Below are 19,445 nucleotides of genomic sequence, written 5' to 3' on the forward strand. Positions count from 1 at the left end.
CGGGATTTAGGCCAAAGTGTTGTAAATACTGAACGCTGTCGCCATGATAACGCTCAATTACAACAACGCCTGAATCCTAGGAGGCTCCTGCATTGGACGTCGGCGAACGACTGCAATCCATCCGTAAACTGAAAGGTCTTTCCCAGCGTGAGCTAGCCAAGCGCGCGGGCGTCACCAACAGCACCATTTCGATGATCGAAAAAAACAGTGTCAGCCCCTCCATCAGCTCCTTGCGCAAGGTGCTGGGCGGCATTCCCATGTCGATGGTGGAGTTCTTTTCCGAGGAGATCCTCCAGGAAAAACCGACCCAGATCGTCTATAAAGCCAATGAGCTGATCGATATCTCCGACGGCGCCGTTACCATGAAACTGGTGGGCCGCGCGCACCCGAGCCGGGCGATTGCGTTCCTCAACGAGATCTACCCGCCAGGTGCCGATACCGGCGAAGAGATGCTCACCCATGAGGGCGAGGAAACCGGGATTCTGGTGGAAGGCCGCCTGGAGCTGGTAGTCGGTCTTGAAACTTTTGTGCTCGAAGCCGGCGATAGCTACTACTTTGAAAGCACCAAGCCGCACCGTTTTCGCAATCCGTTCGAAGTGCCGGCGCGACTAATCAGCGCAGCCACACCCGCGAACTTTTAAGAAAAGAGGCGTCCTGCCTATGTCGCAGAGACGCCCGTAGCAGCATTCCGCCCTGCTGAATCTCCCCTTGGTTAATAGGGTTGTTTCGGCGGGGCGGGCTAACCGTTATACTTTCGCCGCCTGCGAAACCGTGGCCGCAGGCGTGAATAGCCACCATTGAGGGTGAACGCGTGAACCTAATTATGAAAATGCTGGCTGCACCAGCAACAGTACTGGCCCTATGGGCTGTCAGCGCTCAAGCTGCGACCAATGATGAAATTGCCAAACGCCTGGAGCCTGTCGGCCAGGTGTGCGTCCAGGGGCAAGAGTGCAAGGGGATGGAAGTGGCAGTGGCTGCGGGCGGCGGCGGTGGCGCGAAATCGCCGGATGACGTAATCGCCAAGCACTGCAACGCTTGCCACGGTACCGGCCTGTTGGGCGCTCCGAAAATTGGCGACACCGCGGCCTGGAAAGACCGCGCGGACCACCAGGGTGGCCTCGACGGCCTGCTGGCCAAGGCCATCACCGGCCTGAACGCCATGCCGCCAAAAGGCACCTGTGCCGACTGCTCGGATGACGAGCTTAAAGGTGCAATCGAGAAGATGTCGGGTCTTAAATAAACCGATCTTCGCCAAAAAAGCCGCTGACCAGCGGCTTTTTTGTGCCCGCGATTTGCCTTTTTAGGCTGTTCTTTGCAGCAAAGACCCGGCAAGCTCGGTCCAACCCCAATTCATGGAATGTTCGGGAGAAGTCGGATGGTGCAGTTGTGTTCAATCGAGCAAGCGGTCGACGACGTACTGGCACGGCTGCCGGCGCATATTCACATGGGCATGCCCCTGGGCCTGGGCAAACCCAACCTGTTCGTCAACGCGCTGTACCGGCGTATCGCCAAGCTGCCGGATCGGGCGCTGACCATTTACACCGCTCTGGTCCTGGGTCGCCCCACCTTGGGCGATGGCTTGCAGAAGCGCTTCCTCGAACCTTTTATCGAACGGGTTTTCGGCGACTATCCCGAGCTGGATTTCCTCGCCGCCCTGCACAAGGACAATCTGCCGGCCAACATTCATGTTCAGCAGTTTTTCATGCAGCCCGGCAGTTTGTTGCACAGCGCCTCGGCTCAGCAGGATTACGTCAGCAGCAATTACAGCCACGCCGCCCGTGATATCAACGCCGCCGGCCTGAACCTCGTTGCGCAGCTGGTGGCCGGCAGCGCCGAACACCCGGATCGCCTGAGCCTGAGCTGCAACCCCGACATCACCCTCGACCTGATGCCGATGATCGCCAAGCGCCGCGAAGCCGGTGAAACCATCCTGGTGGTGGGCCAGGTTCACAGTGATTTGCCCTACATGCCCGGCGACGCCGAACTGGGTATGGATGAATTCGACTTCCTGATCGACGAGAAGGACAGCACCACGCTGTTCTCCACGCCGAACATGCCTGTAGGTTTCCAGGACCACTTTATCGGTTTGCACGCCAGCACCCTGGTGCGCGACGGCGGCACCCTGCAGATCGGCATCGGCTCCATGGGCGACGCACTGACCGCCGCCTTGCTGGCGCGCCAGGCGGACAACGAGGCGTATCGCCTGTTGCTCACCGACCTGGATGTGTACCAATGGGCGCCGCTGATCAGCCATGAAGGCGGCGTCGCACCCTTCGCCCGTGGCCTGTACGGTTGCAGCGAAATGTTCGTCAACGGCCTGCTGGTGCTGGCCGACGCCGGGATTGTGCGGCGCAAGGTGTACCCGGACGTGGCGACCCAGCAGCGGGCCAACGCCGGCACCCTGGACGAAGCCGCGCAGACCGACGGGATCTCGGTGCACGGCGGCTTCTTCCTCGGCCCGCAGAGTTTCTACGAGCGCCTGCGGGATTTGCCCCAGAGCAAGCGCCTGGAATTCAACATGACCCGCATCAGCTACATCAACGAGCTGTACGGGCAGGAAGAACTCAAGCGTTTACAGCGCCTGGATGCGCGGTTTATCAACAGCGCGTTTACCGTGACCCTGCTGGGCGCGGGCGTGGCCGACCAGTTGGAAGACGGCCGGGTGCTCAGCGGCGTCGGCGGGCAATACAACTTTGTCGCCCAGGGCCATGCGCTGGAAGGCGCGCGCTCGATCCTGATCCTGCGCAGCTGGCGCGAATCGGGGGGCGAGGTCAGTTCCAATATCGTCTGGGAATACGGCCACTGCACGATTCCCCGGCACCTGCGGGACATTGTCATCACCGAATACGGGATCGCGGATTTACGTGGGCAGACCGATGCCAAGGTAATCGAGGCGCTGCTGAATATCACCGACTCGCGGTTCCAGGAAGACTTGATCGAACAGGCGCAGAAGGCCGGGAAGTTGCCGAAGGATTTCCAGCTGGATCCGCGGTTTGCCGACAACACGCCGGAGCGTCTGCAGGCGATTCAAGCTCGGCATCCGAGGTTGTTCCCGGAGTATCCGTTGGGCTGTGATTTCACCGATGAAGAGCGGGATTTGCTGCGGGCGTTGAACTGGCTCAAGAGCAAATTCAAGCTGACGGAGATTCTGGAACTGGGCAAGGCGGCGCTGGATGCACCGGAGCCGGAGGCGTTTCCCGAGCATTTGGTGCGGATGGGGTTGGATAAGCCGGAGGGGTTGAAAGAGGACTTGTACCAGCGCCTGTTGCTAGCGGGCCTACAAGCCACCGCGCACTGACAAACACCACAAATCAAATGTGGGAGCTGGCTTGCCTGCGATGAGGGCCTGACAGTCGACATCTCTGTCGCCTGACACTCCGCTATCGCAGGCAAGCCAGCTCCCACATTTTGAATTGTGTTCACTCGGGATTTGCAGTGCTGCAAATTACTCGATAAAGGTCACAACCCCACCCGCCAACGACTGCACCCGCGCCAGCGATTCAACCCGATAACCCTGGGCATCCAGCTCTGCACGGCCACCCTGGAACGACTTCTCGATCACAATCCCCAAGCCAGCCACGGTCGCGCCGGCCTGTTTGATGATCGAGATCAGCGCCTGGGACGCCTTACCGTTGGCCAGGAAGTCATCGATGATCAGCACGCGGTCGCTGCTGGTCAGGTGGCGCGGGGAAATCGCCACGGTGCTTTCGGTTTTCTTGGTGAAGGAATACACCGTCGCCGACAGCAGGTTTTCAGTCAGGGTCAGGGACTGTTGCTTGCGCGCGAAAATCACCGGTACGCCGAGGTTCAGGCCGGTCATGATCGCCGGTGCAATGCCCGAGGCTTCGATGGTGACGATCTTGGTGATGCCCGAATCCTTGAACAACGCAGCGAACTCGTCGCCGATCAGTTTCATCAGCGCTGGGTCGATCTGGTGGTTCAGAAAGGCGTCGACCTTGAGTACCTGATCGGAAAGCACGATGCCTTCTTCGCGAATTTTCTTGTGCAGTGCTTCCACGAAAGCTTCCTCTGTTGGCGCAACACGCGCCGAAAGTAGATTAAAAAGTAGTCGATTCTAGCGCTTTAACATCGCGCGTATATCCGCCAGGGCGGTATTGCCGCGAACGGCTTTGACTTCGGTTGGTGTGTCGTCGTTGCCTTCCCACGCCAGGTCATCCGGCGGCAGTTCGTCGAGGAACCGGCTGGGGGCACAATCGATGATCTCGCCGTACTGCTTGCGCTTGGCGGCAAAGGTGAAGGCCAGGGTCTGACGCGCGCGGGTAATGCCCACGTAGGCCAGGCGCCGTTCTTCTTCGATGGTGTCGGCTTCGATGCTGGAGCGGTGCGGGAGGATTTCCTCTTCCATGCCCATGATGAACACGTAGGGGAATTCCAGGCCCTTGGACGCATGCAAGGTCATCATCTGCACGCCTTCGGCGCCGTCTTCCTCTTCCTGCTGGCGTTCAAGCATGTCCCGCAGCACAAGCTTGCCGATGGCGTCCTCGACGGTCATCTCGCCTTCTTCGTCCTTCTCCAGGGTATTTTTCAACGCCTCGATCAGGAACCACACGTTGCCCATGCGGTAATCGGCGGCCTTGTCGCTGGAGCTGTTGGTGCGCAGCCAGTTCTCGTAGTCGATGTCCATGACCATGCTGCGCAGGGCGCTGATCGGGTCTTCGCCGGCGCACTGCTCGCGCACCTTGTCCATGAAGCGCTTGAAGCGCGCCAGGCGATCGGTGAAGCGGGTGTCCAGGTGCTCGCCCAGGCCGATTTCGTCGGTGGCGGCGTACATCGAGATCTTGCGCTCGGTGGCGTAGTTGCCGAGCTTTTCCAGGGTGGTCGAACCGATTTCCCGGCGTGGGACGTTGATCACCCGCAGGAAGGCGTTGTCGTCGTCCGGGTTCACGATCAGCCGGAAGTAGGCCATCAGGTCTTTTACTTCCTGGCGTCCGAAAAAGCTGTTGCCGCCCGACAGACGATAAGGAATCTGGTGGTGCTGCAGCTTCAGCTCGATCAGCTTGGCCTGATAGTTGCCGCGGTACAGGATCGCGAAATCGCTGTAGGGCCGGTCGGTACGCAGGTGCAGCGTGAGCAGTTCGACGGCCACGCGCTCGGCTTCGGCGTCTTCGTTGCGGCAGCGGATCACGCGGATCTCGTCGCCGTGGCCCATCTCGCTCCACAGTTGTTTTTCAAACTCGTGGGGGTTGTTGGAGATCAGCACGTTGGCGCAACGCAGGATGCGGCTGGTGGAGCGGTAGTTCTGCTCCAGCATCACCACTTTCAGGGACGGGTAGTCGTCCTTGAGCAGCATCAGGTTTTCCGGGCGGGCGCCGCGCCAGGCGTAGATCGACTGGTCGTCGTCACCCACCACGGTGAACTGGTTGCGCTTGCCGATCAGCAGCTTCACCAGCAGGTATTGGCTGGCGTTGGTGTCCTGGTATTCGTCCACCAGCAGGTAGCGGACTTTGTTCTGCCACTTTTCGAGGATGTCGGCGTGTTCCTGGAACAGCTTCACCGGCAGCAGGATCAGGTCGTCGAAGTCCACCGCGTTGAACGCCTTGAGCGTGCGCTGGTAGTGGGTGTAGACGATGGCGGCAGTCTGTTCCTTGGGGTTGCGCGCGTTTTCCAGGGCTTCGGCGGGCAGGATCAGGTCGTTTTTCCACGAGCCGATCATGTTCTTGATCTCGTCGACGCCGTCGTCGCCCGCGTATTCCTTTTGCATGATGTCGGTCATCAGCGCCTTGACGTCAGTCTCGTCAAAGATCGAGAAGCCCGGCTTGTAGCCCAGCCGCACATGCTCCTTGCGGATGATGTTCAGCCCCAGGTTGTGGAAGGTACACACCGTGAGGCCACGGCCTTCGCCACCCTTGAGCAGGGTGCCGACGCGCTCTTTCATTTCCCGCGCCGCCTTGTTGGTAAAGGTCATAGCGACGATGTACTGGGCGCGGATGCCGCAGCTCTGGATCAGGTGCGCGATCTTGCGGGTGATCACGCTGGTCTTGCCGGAACCGGCACCGGCGAGCACCAATAGAGGGCCGCCGACGTAGTTCACGGCTTCTTGCTGCCGGGGATTGAGTCGGGACATACAGAATTCAGGGAGTCATTGATCAAAAGGGCGGGCATTTTAACAGGCTGGCAAGATTCTGCTGCCTCTGAACGACAGTGTGACGTACCACTCGATCTAAATTTGCCGGTTTTGTTACTTTGCCGCAGGATGTGCAGGGCATTTAGGACTATTGTTCGGTCTAGCGCCGCTCAGTGTGTATTTGATAACCCATATCATTGGTCATTGTCAGGTCGCACGTCATAATGCCCGCCGCCAACGAAATTTTGCAGAGTCTAGGGAGCTAGCTTGTCTACGCCTGTCGAACCCTTGCGTTTGCTGCTACTGGCCGATGAGCCAGCGTGGGCAGCGTTATTGCGCGAGTGCCTGGCGCCGATGGGCGACGGAGCTGTGCTGATCAGCGCGCCAAACTGGGAGTCTGTGAGCAATCTGTTCGACGACGATCACAGTGCGGTGTTGTTGACCACGGCCAGCCTTCAGCCCGGCCCCGGTCGTTGCAGCCTGCCAACGGTATTGCTGTTGGAAGAGGAACCTCTTGTTTCGCCCCTCGGCGTCAGCGACTGGCTGATCCTGAATGCACTGGATGTCGATACATTGCGCCGGTGCCTGCGGCATGTGCGCGAGCGCGGAGTGCTGGAAAACACCCTGCAACGCCTGGCCGAGCAAGACCCGCTGACCGGCATCGCCAACCGCCAGGGCTTCCAGACCCTGTTGACCGCCCGCCTGGCGGAAAACGAAGGCCGTGGCGTCGCCCTCGGTCACCTCGACCTGGACAACTTCCGTCATGCCAACGACGCCCTCGGCCACCAGGCCGGCGACCGGCTGATCCTGCAAGTGGTCTCGCGGCTCAAGAGCCAGCTGGAGGCCGGTGATCAACTGGCACGCCTGGGCAGCGATGAATTCGCCCTGCTGATCGATACCCGCCGCGCGCCCCAGCGCGCCGAATGGATGGCCGAGCGCATCATCGAAGCCATGGCCGAACCGTATTGGGTCGATGGCGAAAGCCTGCTGATCGGCTGCAGTCTCGGCGTGGCACATGCCCGCGCCAGGGCCGGCGCCGACCCACTGATGTGGCACGCCCATATCGCCATGCAGCAAGCCAAGAGCACCCAGGGCTGTACTTTTCATATCTTCAACGAGCGCATCAACCGCAATGCCCGCAGCCTCGCCGACCTTGAAAGCGAACTGCGCCGGGCGTTGCGCCGTGACGAGCTGGAACTGCATTACCAACCCCGCCTGGACCTCGACGACGGGCATATCGTCGGCCTTGAAGCGTTGGTGCGCTGGCGCCACGGAGAGCGTGGGTTGTTGCCGCCGAGCGAGTTCGTGCCCCTGGCCGAGCAGAGCGGCTTGATCGTGCCGTTGGGCTACTGGGTGATTTCCCGGGCGCTGCGCGACATGCAGGACCTGCGCGAACGTGGGATTGCGCCGTTGCACATGGCGGTCAACCTGTCGTTCCGCCAGTTCCAGGACAGCCAATTGCTCAGCACCCTCAGCCGGCTGATTGCCGAGCGTGGCGTGGAAGCTCAGTGGCTGGAATTTGAACTGACGGAAACCGCCGTGATGCGTCGCAGCGACCTGGTCAAGCAGACCATGGACGCGCTTGGCCGCCTGGGCGTGCGCTTTTCCCTGGATGACTTTGGCACCGGCTTCTCGTCGTTCGTGCACCTCAACAGCCTGCCGATTGCCTTGCTGAAGATCGACAAAAGCTTCGTCGGCGGCATGGAAGAGCGCGAAGAGAACCGCAAGCTGGTGCACGCGATGATCAACCTGGCCCACAACCTGAATCTGGAAGTGGTGGCCGAGGGCGTGGAAACCGCAGAGCAGCTGGCGTTGCTGCGGTTGTTCGGCTGCGATCAGGCTCAGGGTTACCTGATCAGCAAGCCGTTGCCGCTGGCGGAACTGGTGGACTACCTGACGTTTGGTAACAGCCAGGAATTGGTGGGCGGCGTGATCTGATGGTGTGAACCCGATCAAAAATGTGGGAGCGGGCTTGCTCGCGAATGGGGTATTTCAGCCAACCCATTCATGGCTGACCCACCGCATTCGCGAGCAAGCCCGCTCCCACATTTGACCGAGCACAATCGTTACTCAGGCTGCGCGCCTTGAAATCCGCGTTGGGTTTCAGGCTCCTGGCGAATCATCCGCTTCATCTTCCGTTCAAACGCCCAGGTCAGGCTGATTGCCGCGCACGCCAGGCCCAGAGCCAGGCCCCACCACACGCCAGTCGGCCCCCAGCCGAGATTGAACGCCATCAACCACGCAGCCGGTGCGCCGATCAGCCAGTAGCAACCCAGCCCGACCAGAAACGTGGTCTTGGCATCCTTGAGCCCGCGAATGCAGCCCATGGCAATGGTCTGCACGCCGTCGAACAGCTCAAACCAAGCGGCCACGGCCAGCAGGCTCACGGCGAGGTTGATCACGTCGCGAAACGCCGGGTCATGCTGGTCGAGGAACAAGCTGATCAACTGATGCGAGAACAACCACAGCACCGCTGCAAAGCCCAGCATCACCAGCGCGCCAAAGCCGATGCCCACCCGCCCGGCCAGTCGTGCTTCCAGCAGGTTCCCGGCCCCGTAATGCTGGCCGATGCGCATGGTAATTGCGTAGGACATGCCCGCCGGAACCATGAACGCCACCGACACAATCTGCAGGGCAATCTGGTGCGCAGCCAATTGCGTACTGCCCATGGTGCCCATGCACAGCGCGGCGAACGCAAACAGCCCGACTTCCACCGCGTAGGTGCCACCAATCGGCAGGCCCAGGCGCCACAGTTCCCGCAGGTAATGCAGGTTGGGCCGCAGCAGGCCCTTGCGCAGCGGATAGGCGTCGTAGGCGCGGTTGTATTTGATGTACCAGATCAACGCCAAAGCCATGCAGTTGGCGACGATGGCCGTGACCAGGCCAATGCCCACCAGCCCGAGTTTCGGCAGGCCGAACATGCCTTCGATCAACGCGTGGTTGAGCAGGTAGTTGATCACCGTGCCGCCCAGGCTGATGACCATCACCGGCGTGGCCTTGCCGATGGCGCTGGTGAAGCCGCGCAGGGCCATGAACGTCAGGTAGCCGGGCAGGGCGAACGGCAGGATGGTCAGGAACTGGCCGGCGGACGCGACGTTGGTTTCGGTCTGGCCGAACATCAGCAGCACCGGCTTGAGGTTCCACAGCAGCAAACCGGCCACCAGCGCCATCAACCAGGCCAGCCACAGCCCGGCCTGGGTCAGGCGGGTGGCGCCTTCAATGTCGCCCGCGCCCTGACGGATCGCGACCAGCGTGCCCACGGCGGCGATCACGCCGATGCAGAAAATCGACACGAACGAATAGCTTGCGGCACCCAGGCCACCGCCGGCCAGGGCCTCGGGGCTCAGGCGGGCCATCATCAGGGTGTCGGTCAGCACCATCAGCATGTGGGCCAACTGTGAGGCAATCAGCGGCCCTGACAGCCGCAGAATGGCCCAGAGTTCGGTACGTGCCGGATGCTGCATGATCATCACGCTCAAAAAGTCAGGGAAGGGTGGAAGGGTTGATTCTCGGCGCCCACAGCGCATTGCACAAAGGGATAAATCCGATGGCACGCATGATTAAAACTCATGCCTGAATGATTCTGGTAGGGTTTCGAGATTGCGCCGTCGGAGCTTTCGCCATGTCTCGTCGTCTTCCTCCTCTTTACGCCTTACGCGCGTTTGAAGCCGCGTCCCGCTACAACTCGTTCACCCGGGCGGCGGAAGAGTTGTCGATCACCCAAAGCGCGGTGAGCCGGCACATTCGTACCCTGGAAGAGCATTTCGCCTGCCGCCTGTTCCAGCGCAGCGGCCGCACCTTGCAGCTCACCGAGGCGGCGCGCCTGTTGCTGCCAGGCGTGCGCGAAGGCTTCGCGGCCCTGGAGCGCGCCTGCCATACGTTGAACGCAGAGGACGACATCCTGCGCATGAAGGCGCCGTCCACCCTGACCATGCGCTGGCTGCTGGCGCGGCTCAGTCGCTTCCGGCATTTGCAGCCGGGCAATGAAGTGCAACTGACCAGCGCCTGGATGAACGTCGATGAAGTGGACTTCAATCAGGAACCGTTCGATTGCGCGGTATTGCTGAGTAACGGCCATTTCCCGCCGGACTGGGAAGCCAGTTACCTGTTTCCTGAGCTGCTGATTCCGGTGGGCGCGCCGAACCTGTTGAGCGACGGGCCCTGGGACGTTACGCGGCTGGCCTCTGCCGAATTGCTGCACCCGACGCCGGACCGGCGTGACTGGCGCTACTGGCTGGAGCGCATGGGGCTGTCATCCCAGGTATCGCTCAAGGGCGGGCAGGTGTTCGACACCTTGGAGTTGGGCATGATCGCCGCCGCCCGGGGTTACGGCGTGTCCATGGGCGACTTGCTGATGGTGGCTGAAGACGTGGCCCAGGGCCGCCTGAGCTTGCCATGGCCCACCGCCGTGGCCAGTGGGGAAAATTACTATCTGGTGTGGCCGAAAACCCGGCCTGGTGGTGAGCGTTTGCGCCGGCTGGCGGACTTTCTCCAGAGTGAGGTCCAAGCGATGGAATTGCCCGAGGTAGAGCGACTGGATTGAGCGGATTGCGCATTGGCGAGCAATCGTTTGCGTGATACCCCTGTGATTCGCTCAAGTATTGAGCCTGCCCGCCGAAGTAGGGTTGTTGGAACTACCGTTCTGCAACGTTTCCCCTATTAGAATTTTGCCGAGCAGCGCTATGAGATCAGGATGATCCTGGCCTCGGCCAGGAGCCTTCATGTCTCAACCTCGCGCCCGGATCGCCTCTCAACTGGGGCTTGCCCTCGCCGTGATACTGGCTGTCGTCATCAGCGGCAGCACAGTGTTCGCCTTGCGTTCGCTGGACTCCGCCAACCTCGACACCCGCGAGGAGCATCTGGCCAGCGAGGCTCGCTTGCTGGCTGACCAACTCAATACCTTCCACAGCACCTTGCGCGAAAGTACCCAGCGTTTGAGCGGGCTGTTTGAAAAGCGCTTCAGCGCTGGCTTGAGTGTGCGGCCGGAGCAGCCGGTGACTGTGGCGGGCGTGAAGACGCCGGGCCTGTACCTGGGCGAGGAAGTGCTCAACAACAATTTCGCTGAAGTTGATGAGTTCAAGCAGATGTCCGGCGGCGTGGCGACCGTATTCGTACGCAGCGGCGAGGACTTTATCCGCGTCAGCACATCCCTGACCAAGCAGGACGGCAGCCGCGCCATCGGCACGGCGCTGGATCATCAGCACCCGGCCTATCAACGCTTGCTCGGCGGGCAGGGCTATGTCGGCCGCGCGGTGTTGTTTGATCGCTCCTACATGACCCAGTACAGCCCGGTGCGTGATGCCAGCGGCAAAGTGATTGCGGTGCTGTTTGTCGGGTTCGACTACACCGACGCGCAGAACGCCCAGTTCGACAACCTCAAGCGTTTCCGCATCGGCCAGACCGGTTCGCTCGCGCTGCTGGATGAACAGAAGCATTGGCTGGTACCGCCCGCTGGCGTGCAGGCGCTGGATCAGTCGATTCCGGTCATGCTCGACCTGGCCGCCAAACCTGGAAAAGGCCGTTTCTGGAGCGACAAGAACGAAGATTTCTACAGCGTCGCGGTGCCGTTTGAAGGTGGCCCGTGGTCGGTGGTGGCGAGCATGCCGAAAGCCGAAATTCGCGCGGTGACCTGGTCGGTGGGGATTCGCCTGGCGATCGGCAGTTTGCTCGCGATGCTGCTGGCGGTGGGCGCGGCGGTCTGGCTGCTGCGCAGCAAGTTGCAGCCGTTGGGCGACCTGGTACGTCAGGCAGAAGCCCTGGGCGCCGGTGATTTGAGCGCGCGCCTGAACGTTTCCAGCCATGACGAAATCGGCCAGTTGGCCCGCAGTTTCAACCAGATGGGCGAAGCGCTGTCGACCATGGTGTCGCACATTCGCAAGGCGGCTGAAGACGTGAACAGCCGCGCCCAGGCGCTGTCCGGTTTGTCCGGCGGTGCGTACGAAGGCATGGAGCAGCAGTCCGGCGAAATCACCAGCATGGCCGGCGCGGTAGAAGAGTTCAGCGCCACCTCGCTGAACATCGCCGACAACATGGGCAACACCGAGCGCCTGGCTCAGGACAACGCCCAGCAAACCAAGATCGGCCGCACCTCGATGCAGGAAGCGTCGTCGTCCCTGGAACACATCGCCACCGCGCTCAATAGCACGGCCACTGTGATCAACACCTTGGGCCAGCGCTCCCAGGAAATCGGCGGGATCGTCGGGGTGATCACCGCCATTGCCGAACAGACCAACCTGTTGGCGCTCAACGCCGCCATCGAAGCCGCGCGGGCCGGTGAGCAAGGGCGTGGGTTTGCGGTGGTGGCGGATGAAGTGCGCAACCTCGCGTCGCGTACTCGTCAGGCCACGGATGAAATTTCCGGGATGATTCAGAGCATCCAGCAGGAAACCGGCAACGCCATCAGCACCATGGAACAAGGCAACGTGCTGATGCAGGAAGGCCTGGCGCGCAATGCCGACGTGGCCTCGGCCCTGGCGCGGATCGACGAGCAAAGCCGCTCGGCGGGCCAGCAGTTTGCGGCGATTACCACCGCTACCCAAGAGCAGAGCAGCACCGCGACCTTGCTGAGCAGCAACTTGCAGAGCATTGCCCTGGCCAACAGCGAGCAGCGTGAAGTGGTGTCGAACCTGGCGATCACCGCCAAGGAACTGGAGACCCTGGCGGCGGGCTTGCGGCATGAGGTTGACCGGTTTCGTTGATTGACTGTTCGGGCCTCATCGTGGGCAAGCCCGCTCCCACAGTTGACCGTGTTCAATTGAAGAAATCGGTTCAATGTGGGAGCCGGGCTTGCCCGCGATGACGGACGATTCGACGCCTCAAACGTCGGATCGGTCGCCCAGCCCCGGGTCCACACGCTTGCCAATGTCCTTGAGTCGCGCCAGTTGGTCGACCATCCCTGGCGCTTCATCCAGGCTGCTGACAAAGGTCCACAGGTAAGTCATCACCGCATACACGTGGCCCGCCTTTACCGCCGGCGACAGCGCCAACTGGCTGATGGCGACCACAAACAGCAGTGCCGCCAGCGTACCGATAAACAGGAACGCGGCAGCCTCGCGGTCCGACAGCCAGATCCGCAGGCGTGACAACACCCGGTAGTGGCGCCGCAAGGTCTGCGCGCCGACCTTTTCCACCAGGCCGATTTCCTTTTCCAGGCGGTCATTCAAGCGCTCATGCAACTCCTGATTGCGCCGGGCGAAACGTGGCAACAAGGTCGTGCACAGCACCAGCGCCGTCAGGCAGGCCAGGCCGATCCACGGCTCGATCACCAGCAGCATCACTGCCGCACCGACGATCGATACCAGCGCCGTCGCGATGATTGGCACGTGTTTTTCGAAAAAATCCACAAAGTCCCGTGCCAACACCACCCGCGCCGCTGCCCGTGAGGTGCTGTGGTTTTGCAGGCGCTGGTTGAGAATCACCGGCACCGCCAGGTCCGCGTAGATACGGGTGAAGGTGCGCGTATCCAGCGCCCTTCGCGCCGCCCCGACCACCCAGAACGCCAGTACCACGGCGGCGTAGAACAGCGCGCTGCCGGCGTCGCCGCGGATAATTGAGTCCACCGCGAACCCGGCAAACAGCGGGTAGGCCAGCAGCAACGCGTTTTCCAGGGCCACCAGCGACAAGGTGCAGAACAGCTTGCCGGGATAAGCCCTGGCGATCGCCTTGAGGGTTTGGCTGGCGGATTGTTGCCCGATCTTTTTGCTTTCTTCGATCAGAATTTGCGGTGTTACGGATGACATGGGGTGCACCAAGGGTGAGATAAACGCTAGTATTGAGCGACTGCTCAAGTATCCTTGAGCGATCGCTCAAAAAGCAAGCGCCGTCGATCTGCCGGTGCCTGAAGGAAAAGCCTCATGTCGCGTATCGACCGTAAAGACCAGATCATCGCCGCCGCCCTGGAGCTGTTTCGCAGCAAAGGCTTCGCCGATGTTTCCACCCGCGACTTGGCGGAACATGCCGGGCTGTCCCGCAGCCACGTCTATCACTACTTCAGCGACTGGAAAGAACTGCGCCGCGAAGCGTTTGTGCGGTTTGCCAACGAGCAACTGGACGAGGTGCGGGTGCCGCTGGAGGGGCTGCCTCCACTGGAAGCACTCGAAGGTTTCCTGCGTGACTGCTTGCCCTCCACGGCAGATGCCGGATGGGCGTTGTGGCTGGATGCGTGGGACGAAGCCATGCATGACGAGCCATTCGCCGAGGCTTACCTGACGATCAACGCCCAATGGCAAGCGATGCTCGCCGAGATCATCGAGCAAGGTGTGGCGGCCAAAGTGTTCCACTGTGAGTCGCCCAAACGAGCGGCGCGGCAGCTCTTCGCCGTGGCCATGGGGTATGCCGATGACTTGATGCTCAAACCCTCCGTTGAATCGGCTGAGGCGGCGATGGGTGAGGTGATGGAAGTGGCCGGGTTGCTTCTGACTTTACCTAGGACGCGCTAGCGGGGCGGTACTGCAAGGCTTCCGCCAGATGATGGTGGGCAATGGCTTCCACCTGTTCCAGGTCGGCCAGGGTGCGGGCGACCTTGAGCAAACGATGCGCCGCCCGCAGCGACAGCGTCAGCCGTTCGCACGCACTCTCCAGCCAGCCTTCATCGGCCTTCGCCAGCTTGCAGTGCTGGCGTAGCCCCGGCAGGTCGAGAAAGGCATTGGCGCAGCCCTGGCGCCGTTGCTGACGCTCCCGGGCCTCGGCCACGAGGGCTGATGCGCTGGCGGTATCGTCGCCTGACTGTTTGCCCGGGTTCAGCGCAGTGCTTTCCCGGGCGACGGTCACGTGCAGGTCGATCCGGTCCAGCAGCGGCCCCGAGAGCTTGTTGCGATAGCGCTGGATCTGCTCCGGCGTGCAGCGACAGCGCCCACTTGGCTCGCCCACATAGCCGCAAGGGCAGGGGTTCATCGCCGCCACCAACTGGAAACGCGCCGGGAAACTCACCCGGTCGCGGGCGCGGGCAATCACAATATGCCCGGACTCCAGCGGCTCACGCAGCACCTCCAGGACCTTGCGATCAAACTCCGGCAGTTCGTCGAGAAACAACACACCATGATGGGCGAGGGTGATTTCCCCCGGCTGCGGTTTCGAGCCACCGCCCACCAGCGCCGGGCCTGACGCCGAGTGGTGCGGCTGGCGAAACGGCCGGTGCGGCCAATGGCTCAGCGGCGCCAGGCTGACCACTGATTGAATCGCCGCCACCTCCAGCGCTTCCTGTTCACTCAAGGGCGGCAACAGCCCCGGCAGACGGCTGGCGAGCAAGGTCTTGCCGGTGCCCGGTGGCCCGCTGAGCAACAGGTTGTGGGCGCCCGCGGCGGCAATCAGCAGTGCGCGTTTGGCTGCCAGTTGGCCCTGCACTTCACTGAGGTCGGGATAGGGCTTGTTCAAGTACATCAGGCCGCTGGAAACGAAGGGCTCGATCGGCACGTGACCGTTCAGGTGCGCCACCACTTGCAGCAGATGATCCACCGCAATCACCTTCAATCCCGAGGCCAGGCACGCCTCTTCGGCATTGGCCCGTGGCACTATCAAGGTGCGCCCGGCCTTGCGCGCCGCCAGCGCTGCCGGCAATACCCCTTTTACCGCCCGCACCTCACCTGACAGTGCAAGCTCTCCCAGGCATTCCACGTTATCGAGGGTCAGCGCCGGTACCTGCACACTGGCGGCGAGAATCCCCAGGGCAATCGCCAAATCAAAACGCCCGCCGTCCTTGGGCAGGTCGGCGGGCGCGAGGTTGAGGGTGATGCGGCGGGACGGGTATTGCAGCGCAGAATTGAGAATGGCACTGCGCACGCGGTCTTTGCTTTCCTTGACGGCGGTTTCCGGCAGGCCTACCAGCGTCAGCGACGGCAAGCCGTTGGCCATGTGCACCTCGACAGTGACGGCGGGGGCTTCAACGCCAATCTGGGCGCGGCTGTGGACGATGGCGAGGGACATGCTCGTTCCTTGAAATGAGTGGCCGCTTCCTGCGGTTTTTTAAGGGTAGTCGAGCGCCGGCGCAACGCAGCGGTGAGGTTTTACAGAACGTATCGGTTACTGACTGGGCGGCGGCACACACAAAAACTCCTTCGCCAATGTCAACCACGCCTGCGCCGCAAACGACAATTTGCACTGGCGCCGCCACGCCAGCATCAGCCGCCAGTTCAGGGCCGGCGACTGTATTTCCGCGATGCTGAATTGGTTGGCATCAAGGGTGTCGCAGAACGCCCGGGGCAGCAGGGTGATGCCCACGCCCAGTCGTACCAGGGAGGCGATAAAGTCCCATTGGCTGCTGCGCCCGCTGATACGCGGCTCAAAACCGGCCAGGGCACAGGCGTCGAGTACGAATTGGTTCAGGGTGAAGGTGTCATCGTAAAAGATGAATTCGCAGGCTTGCAGTTCGCTCAGCTCCACCGAGCTGCGTCCCTGCCAGGGCGAATCATGGGGTGCGAGCAGGCACAGTGGCGACTCGAACAAGGGCATGGATTCGAATTCGGACCAGATATCCGCCACGCGCGGAGAGTCGAGGATGGTGCCGAACTCCAGGGTGCCTTGGCGCAGGTCCTGAATGGTGACGTTGCCGCCGCTTTCGAACAGTTTCAGTTCGATCTTCGGGTAGCGGGCGTGATATTCCGCGAAGATCGGTGCCAGTGCGAGGTGAGTCGAGGGCGACAGTCCCATGCGCAGGGCGCCGCGTTCGACTTGCTGCAAGTCTTGCAGCTCCACGGTCATCTCATCGTGCAGTGCGATCATTTCCTTGGCGCGCTTGAGCACAATTTCACCGGCGTCCGTCAGGGTGAAACGTTTTCCCATGCGGTCCAGCAGCCTCAAGCCAAGGCTCGTTTCAAGTTGCTGCACCATTTTGCTGACCGTTGGCTGGGTCAAGTGCAGCTTCACGGCGGCTTTGGTAAAGCTCTGCTGGTCCACGACTTCTACGAAATAACGAAGCGCCCTGATGTCCATTTTGCATTCCAATTTCGCATGGTTTTCATAAGATTAATTCATTATATCTTTAAAAAATGGCTGGATAAGATTTGTTACATCTGTTCCCAGCCAGCGTTCCCGGTGATGCCTTGAGGGCCATGCCAGACGCTTCCATGGCCAGATTTCTCGCAGTGTATGAATCAAAGGCAACGCTATTTCTGGAGAGCAATTGTGCTTAACAAAACGCGTCATTCTTTTTCCGGTTCTGATGAGATGTCTCAGGGAGCGCGCTTCGTTAAGGAGTTGCTGGCGCAGGCGCAGATTGAGGTAAACGGGCCGTCGGCTGCGGATATGCAACTGCACCACAGTGCTACGTTCGACCTGGCCCTGGCCAAAGGCAACCTTGGCCTTGGCGAGGACTACATGGATGGCGGTTGGGACGCCGAGGCGCTGGATGAGTTTTTCTACCGCCTCATGCGGTCCGGGGTGATCGACCAGGCCAACCCGGCCACCTTGTTGTTTCACGCGTTCAGCTCCCGCTGGCTGAACCTGCAAAACAAGAAGCGCGCCTGGCAAGTCGGCGAGGCGCACTACGACCTCGGCAATGACTTCTACGCGCGCATGCTCGACTCGCGTATGACGTACACCTGTGGCTACTGGAAAGATGCCACCACCCTGGAGCAGGCGCAGTTCGCCAAGCTGGACCTGATCTGTAAAAAGCTCGGTCTCAAGCCGGGCATGCGCGTGCTGGATATCGGCTGTGGCTGGGGCAGTTTCATGAGCCATGCGGCCGAGCACTATGGTGTCGAGTGCGTGGGTGTGACCATCTCCAAAGAGCAGGCGGAGTGGGGTCGCGCCAAGTATGCACATCTGCCGATCGAGTTTCGTCTGCAGGACTATCGGGATATCGACGAGCAATTCGACCATATCGCCAGCGTCGGCATGTTTGAGCATGTGGGCCGCAAGAACCATCGGGCGTATATGGAGGTGGCCAACCGCTGCCTGAAGGACGACGGCCTGTTCCTGCTACACACCATTGGCAAGAACCAACGCAACAGCACGCCGGACCCGTGGATCGACAAATACATCTTTCCCAACGGGGATTTGCCCTCGATCGGGCAGATTGGCGACGCCATGGACGGGTTGTTTGTTGCCGAGGATTTGCACAACTTTGGCGCCGACTACGACAAGACGCTGATGGCCTGGTGCGAAAACTTCGAATTGGCGTGGCCGGACTTCGCCGAAACCTTCGGGCGGCGTTTCTACCGGATGTGGCGCTATTACCTGCTGTCGTGTGCAGGGGCGTTTCGCGCGCGGGATATCCAGTTGTGGCAGTGGGTATTGTCGAAGAAGGGCGTTGTCGGCGGGTATCAGCGGGTGAGCTGAGGGTTACAACGGTTTAACGGGGACAGGCGAAACCTGCCCCGGTTGGGCCGGTTTATTCGGCGGCCGGCGTCAATCGCGCTTCCAGCTCCGCCACCTTGGCCTCAAGGCTTTCCAACCGCGCCCGAGTGCGCGCCAACACCACCATCTGGCTATCAAACTCTTCCCGGCTTACCAGGTCCAGCTTGCTGAAACCGCTTTGCAGCAGCGCCTTGAACTGGCTTTCAATTTCATTGCGTGGCAGCGGCGTGTCGCTGCTGAACAGGCGGGAGGCGTGGCCGCTCAGGGCGTCGAGGAGGTCTTTGGGCGCGAGCATGGGAAATCGTCCGGAAAATCTGTTGGCCGGCAGTGTATCACGCAGCGTCTATAGTCTTTTCGCAGGCACAGGCGCACGCTTTTCGCGCATGCGGCCGGGCGGTCACGCACCGTTTTCGTGCGTATCTTCGCAGCAACGGCGCCCGGGAGGTGGGCACAAGCGAACAAAGGACTGATTTCAGTGATTTTTACGGAGCTGGCAAGCTTTCTGCTTAGACGATCATGACCCATGCACTGATGCAGTCGCTGTGACGATGCAGTGCGCCGACGGACCAGCGGTACATGTTTCGTCACCAGTGGTTAGCGAGCGTCGCAATGGAAAATGCCAAGGCGACGAAGCGTTACAAAGCCAGGCACTGCGCTTAGACTTGAGACGGGTTTGTTTTCCTGGGGCAAGTCCACCAATTCGGGAGAGAGTTTTCATGAAGCTAGTCACTGCCATCATCAAGCCGTTCAAGTTGGACGATGTACGCGAGTCACTGTCCGAGATCGGCGTGCAGGGCATTACCGTTACTGAGGTCAAAGGCTTCGGTCGGCAGAAGGGTCACACCGAGCTGTATCGCGGCGCGGAATACGTGGTCGATTTCCTGCCAAAGGTGAAGATTGATGTCGCCATTGACGACAAGGATCTTGACCGGGTTATCGAGGCGATAACCAAGGCCGCCAACACCGGCAAGATCGGTGACGGCAAGATCTTCGTGGTCAATCTGGAACAGGCTATTCGCATCCGTACCGGCGAAACCGATACCGACGCAATCTAAGCCGCCAAACCCCA

At 61.0% G+C, this 19,445-nt stretch carries 16 protein-coding genes; 9 read left to right on the top strand and 7 right to left on the bottom strand.

Translation table 11 applies throughout. The features are described 5' to 3' along the window. Positions 1-92 precede the first annotated feature (92 nt). The 3 genes from ACUN0G_RS14030 (at position 93) to ACUN0G_RS14040 (ending at position 3,298) form a co-directional block, all read left to right on the top strand. Positions 93-641 (top strand): cupin domain-containing protein, encoded by a 549-nt coding sequence (locus ACUN0G_RS14030; protein WP_003208755.1) that lies wholly within the window; start codon positions 93-95, stop codon positions 639-641. Between the two features lie 182 nt (positions 642-823). Next, positions 824-1,240, top strand: coding sequence for a c-type cytochrome (locus ACUN0G_RS14035; RefSeq protein ID WP_076013140.1), 417 nt, complete (start codon positions 824-826; stop codon positions 1,238-1,240). Between the two features lie 135 nt (positions 1,241-1,375). After that, positions 1,376-3,298, top strand: coding sequence for an acetyl-CoA hydrolase/transferase C-terminal domain-containing protein (locus ACUN0G_RS14040; protein ID WP_445573676.1), 1,923 nt, complete (start codon positions 1,376-1,378; stop codon positions 3,296-3,298). A gap of 147 nt (positions 3,299-3,445) precedes the next feature. Here ACUN0G_RS14040 and ACUN0G_RS14045 read toward each other — a convergent pair whose 3' ends face one another. Next, positions 3,446-4,018 carry a xanthine phosphoribosyltransferase gene (locus ACUN0G_RS14045; protein WP_008439415.1) on the bottom strand — a complete coding sequence of 191 codons (573 nt, stop codon included), beginning with the start codon at positions 4,016-4,018 and terminating at the stop codon, positions 3,446-3,448. Between the two features lie 57 nt (positions 4,019-4,075). Further along, entirely contained in the window at positions 4,076-6,085 is a 2,010-nt protein-coding gene (rep, locus tag ACUN0G_RS14050) for a DNA helicase Rep (protein WP_017476688.1), read from the bottom strand. Between the two features lie 267 nt (positions 6,086-6,352). On the opposite strand from rep, the gene ACUN0G_RS14055 reads away from it, so the two are divergent. Further along, positions 6,353-8,023: a putative bifunctional diguanylate cyclase/phosphodiesterase gene (locus ACUN0G_RS14055; RefSeq protein WP_226476790.1), complete on the top strand. Its 1,671-nt coding sequence runs from the start codon at positions 6,353-6,355 to the stop codon at positions 8,021-8,023. 128 nt (positions 8,024-8,151) lie between these two features. Here the strand turns inward: ACUN0G_RS14055 and ACUN0G_RS14060 are convergent, their stop codons facing one another. Then, positions 8,152-9,555, bottom strand: coding sequence for a NorM family multidrug efflux MATE transporter (locus ACUN0G_RS14060; RefSeq protein WP_258342805.1), 1,404 nt, complete (start codon positions 9,553-9,555; stop codon positions 8,152-8,154). Positions 9,556-9,707: 152 nt separating this feature from the next. Here ACUN0G_RS14060 and ACUN0G_RS14065 point away from each other — a divergent pair, with 152 nt between their 5' ends. Together ACUN0G_RS14065 and ACUN0G_RS14070 are read left to right on the top strand one after the other, a co-directional pair. Continuing rightward, positions 9,708-10,628, top strand: coding sequence for a LysR substrate-binding domain-containing protein (locus ACUN0G_RS14065; protein ID WP_421523278.1), 921 nt, complete (start codon positions 9,708-9,710; stop codon positions 10,626-10,628). A 178-nt stretch (positions 10,629-10,806) separates the two neighbouring features. Further along, positions 10,807-12,783, top strand: coding sequence for a methyl-accepting chemotaxis protein (locus ACUN0G_RS14070; RefSeq protein WP_445573677.1), 1,977 nt, complete (start codon positions 10,807-10,809; stop codon positions 12,781-12,783). A 117-nt stretch (positions 12,784-12,900) separates the two neighbouring features. Here ACUN0G_RS14070 and ACUN0G_RS14075 read toward each other — a convergent pair whose 3' ends face one another. Beyond that, on the bottom strand, positions 12,901-13,824 hold the full coding sequence (locus ACUN0G_RS14075; RefSeq protein ID WP_445573678.1) for an ABC transporter six-transmembrane domain-containing protein: 924 nt from the start codon (positions 13,822-13,824) through the stop codon (positions 12,901-12,903). 114 nt (positions 13,825-13,938) lie between these two features. On the opposite strand from ACUN0G_RS14075, the gene ACUN0G_RS14080 reads away from it, so the two are divergent. Then, the gene (locus tag ACUN0G_RS14080; RefSeq protein ID WP_258342801.1) at positions 13,939-14,523 is read left to right on the top strand and encodes a TetR/AcrR family transcriptional regulator; all 585 of its coding nucleotides are present in this window, start codon (positions 13,939-13,941) and stop codon (positions 14,521-14,523) included. Here the strand turns inward: ACUN0G_RS14080 and ACUN0G_RS14085 are convergent. Next, positions 14,510-16,006 carry a YifB family Mg chelatase-like AAA ATPase gene (locus ACUN0G_RS14085; RefSeq protein WP_421523282.1) on the bottom strand — a complete coding sequence of 499 codons (1,497 nt, stop codon included), beginning with the start codon at positions 16,004-16,006 and terminating at the stop codon, positions 14,510-14,512. The two genes, ACUN0G_RS14080 and ACUN0G_RS14085, sit on opposite strands and share 14 nt — an antisense overlap. Before the next feature lie 96 nt (positions 16,007-16,102). Next, the gene (locus tag ACUN0G_RS14090; RefSeq protein WP_093203752.1) at positions 16,103-17,011 is read right to left on the bottom strand and encodes a LysR family transcriptional regulator; all 909 of its coding nucleotides are present in this window, start codon (positions 17,009-17,011) and stop codon (positions 16,103-16,105) included. A 234-nt stretch (positions 17,012-17,245) separates the two neighbouring features. On the opposite strand from ACUN0G_RS14090, the gene cfa reads away from it, so the two are divergent. Further along, positions 17,246-18,358 (top strand): cyclopropane fatty acyl phospholipid synthase, encoded by a 1,113-nt coding sequence (cfa, locus tag ACUN0G_RS14095; RefSeq protein ID WP_093203756.1) that lies wholly within the window; start codon positions 17,246-17,248, stop codon positions 18,356-18,358. A gap of 52 nt (positions 18,359-18,410) precedes the next feature. Here the strand turns inward: cfa and ACUN0G_RS14100 are convergent, their stop codons facing one another. Further along, positions 18,411-18,671, bottom strand: coding sequence for an accessory factor UbiK family protein (locus ACUN0G_RS14100; RefSeq protein ID WP_003208783.1), 261 nt, complete (start codon positions 18,669-18,671; stop codon positions 18,411-18,413). Positions 18,672-19,092: 421 nt separating this feature from the next. On the opposite strand from ACUN0G_RS14100, the gene glnK reads away from it, so the two are divergent. Beyond that, positions 19,093-19,431, top strand: coding sequence for a P-II family nitrogen regulator (gene glnK, locus ACUN0G_RS14105; protein ID WP_002555808.1), 339 nt, complete (start codon positions 19,093-19,095; stop codon positions 19,429-19,431). The last annotated feature ends 14 nt before the right edge of the window (positions 19,432-19,445 follow it).

The organism is Pseudomonas sp. 32A, from assembly GCF_052682255.1.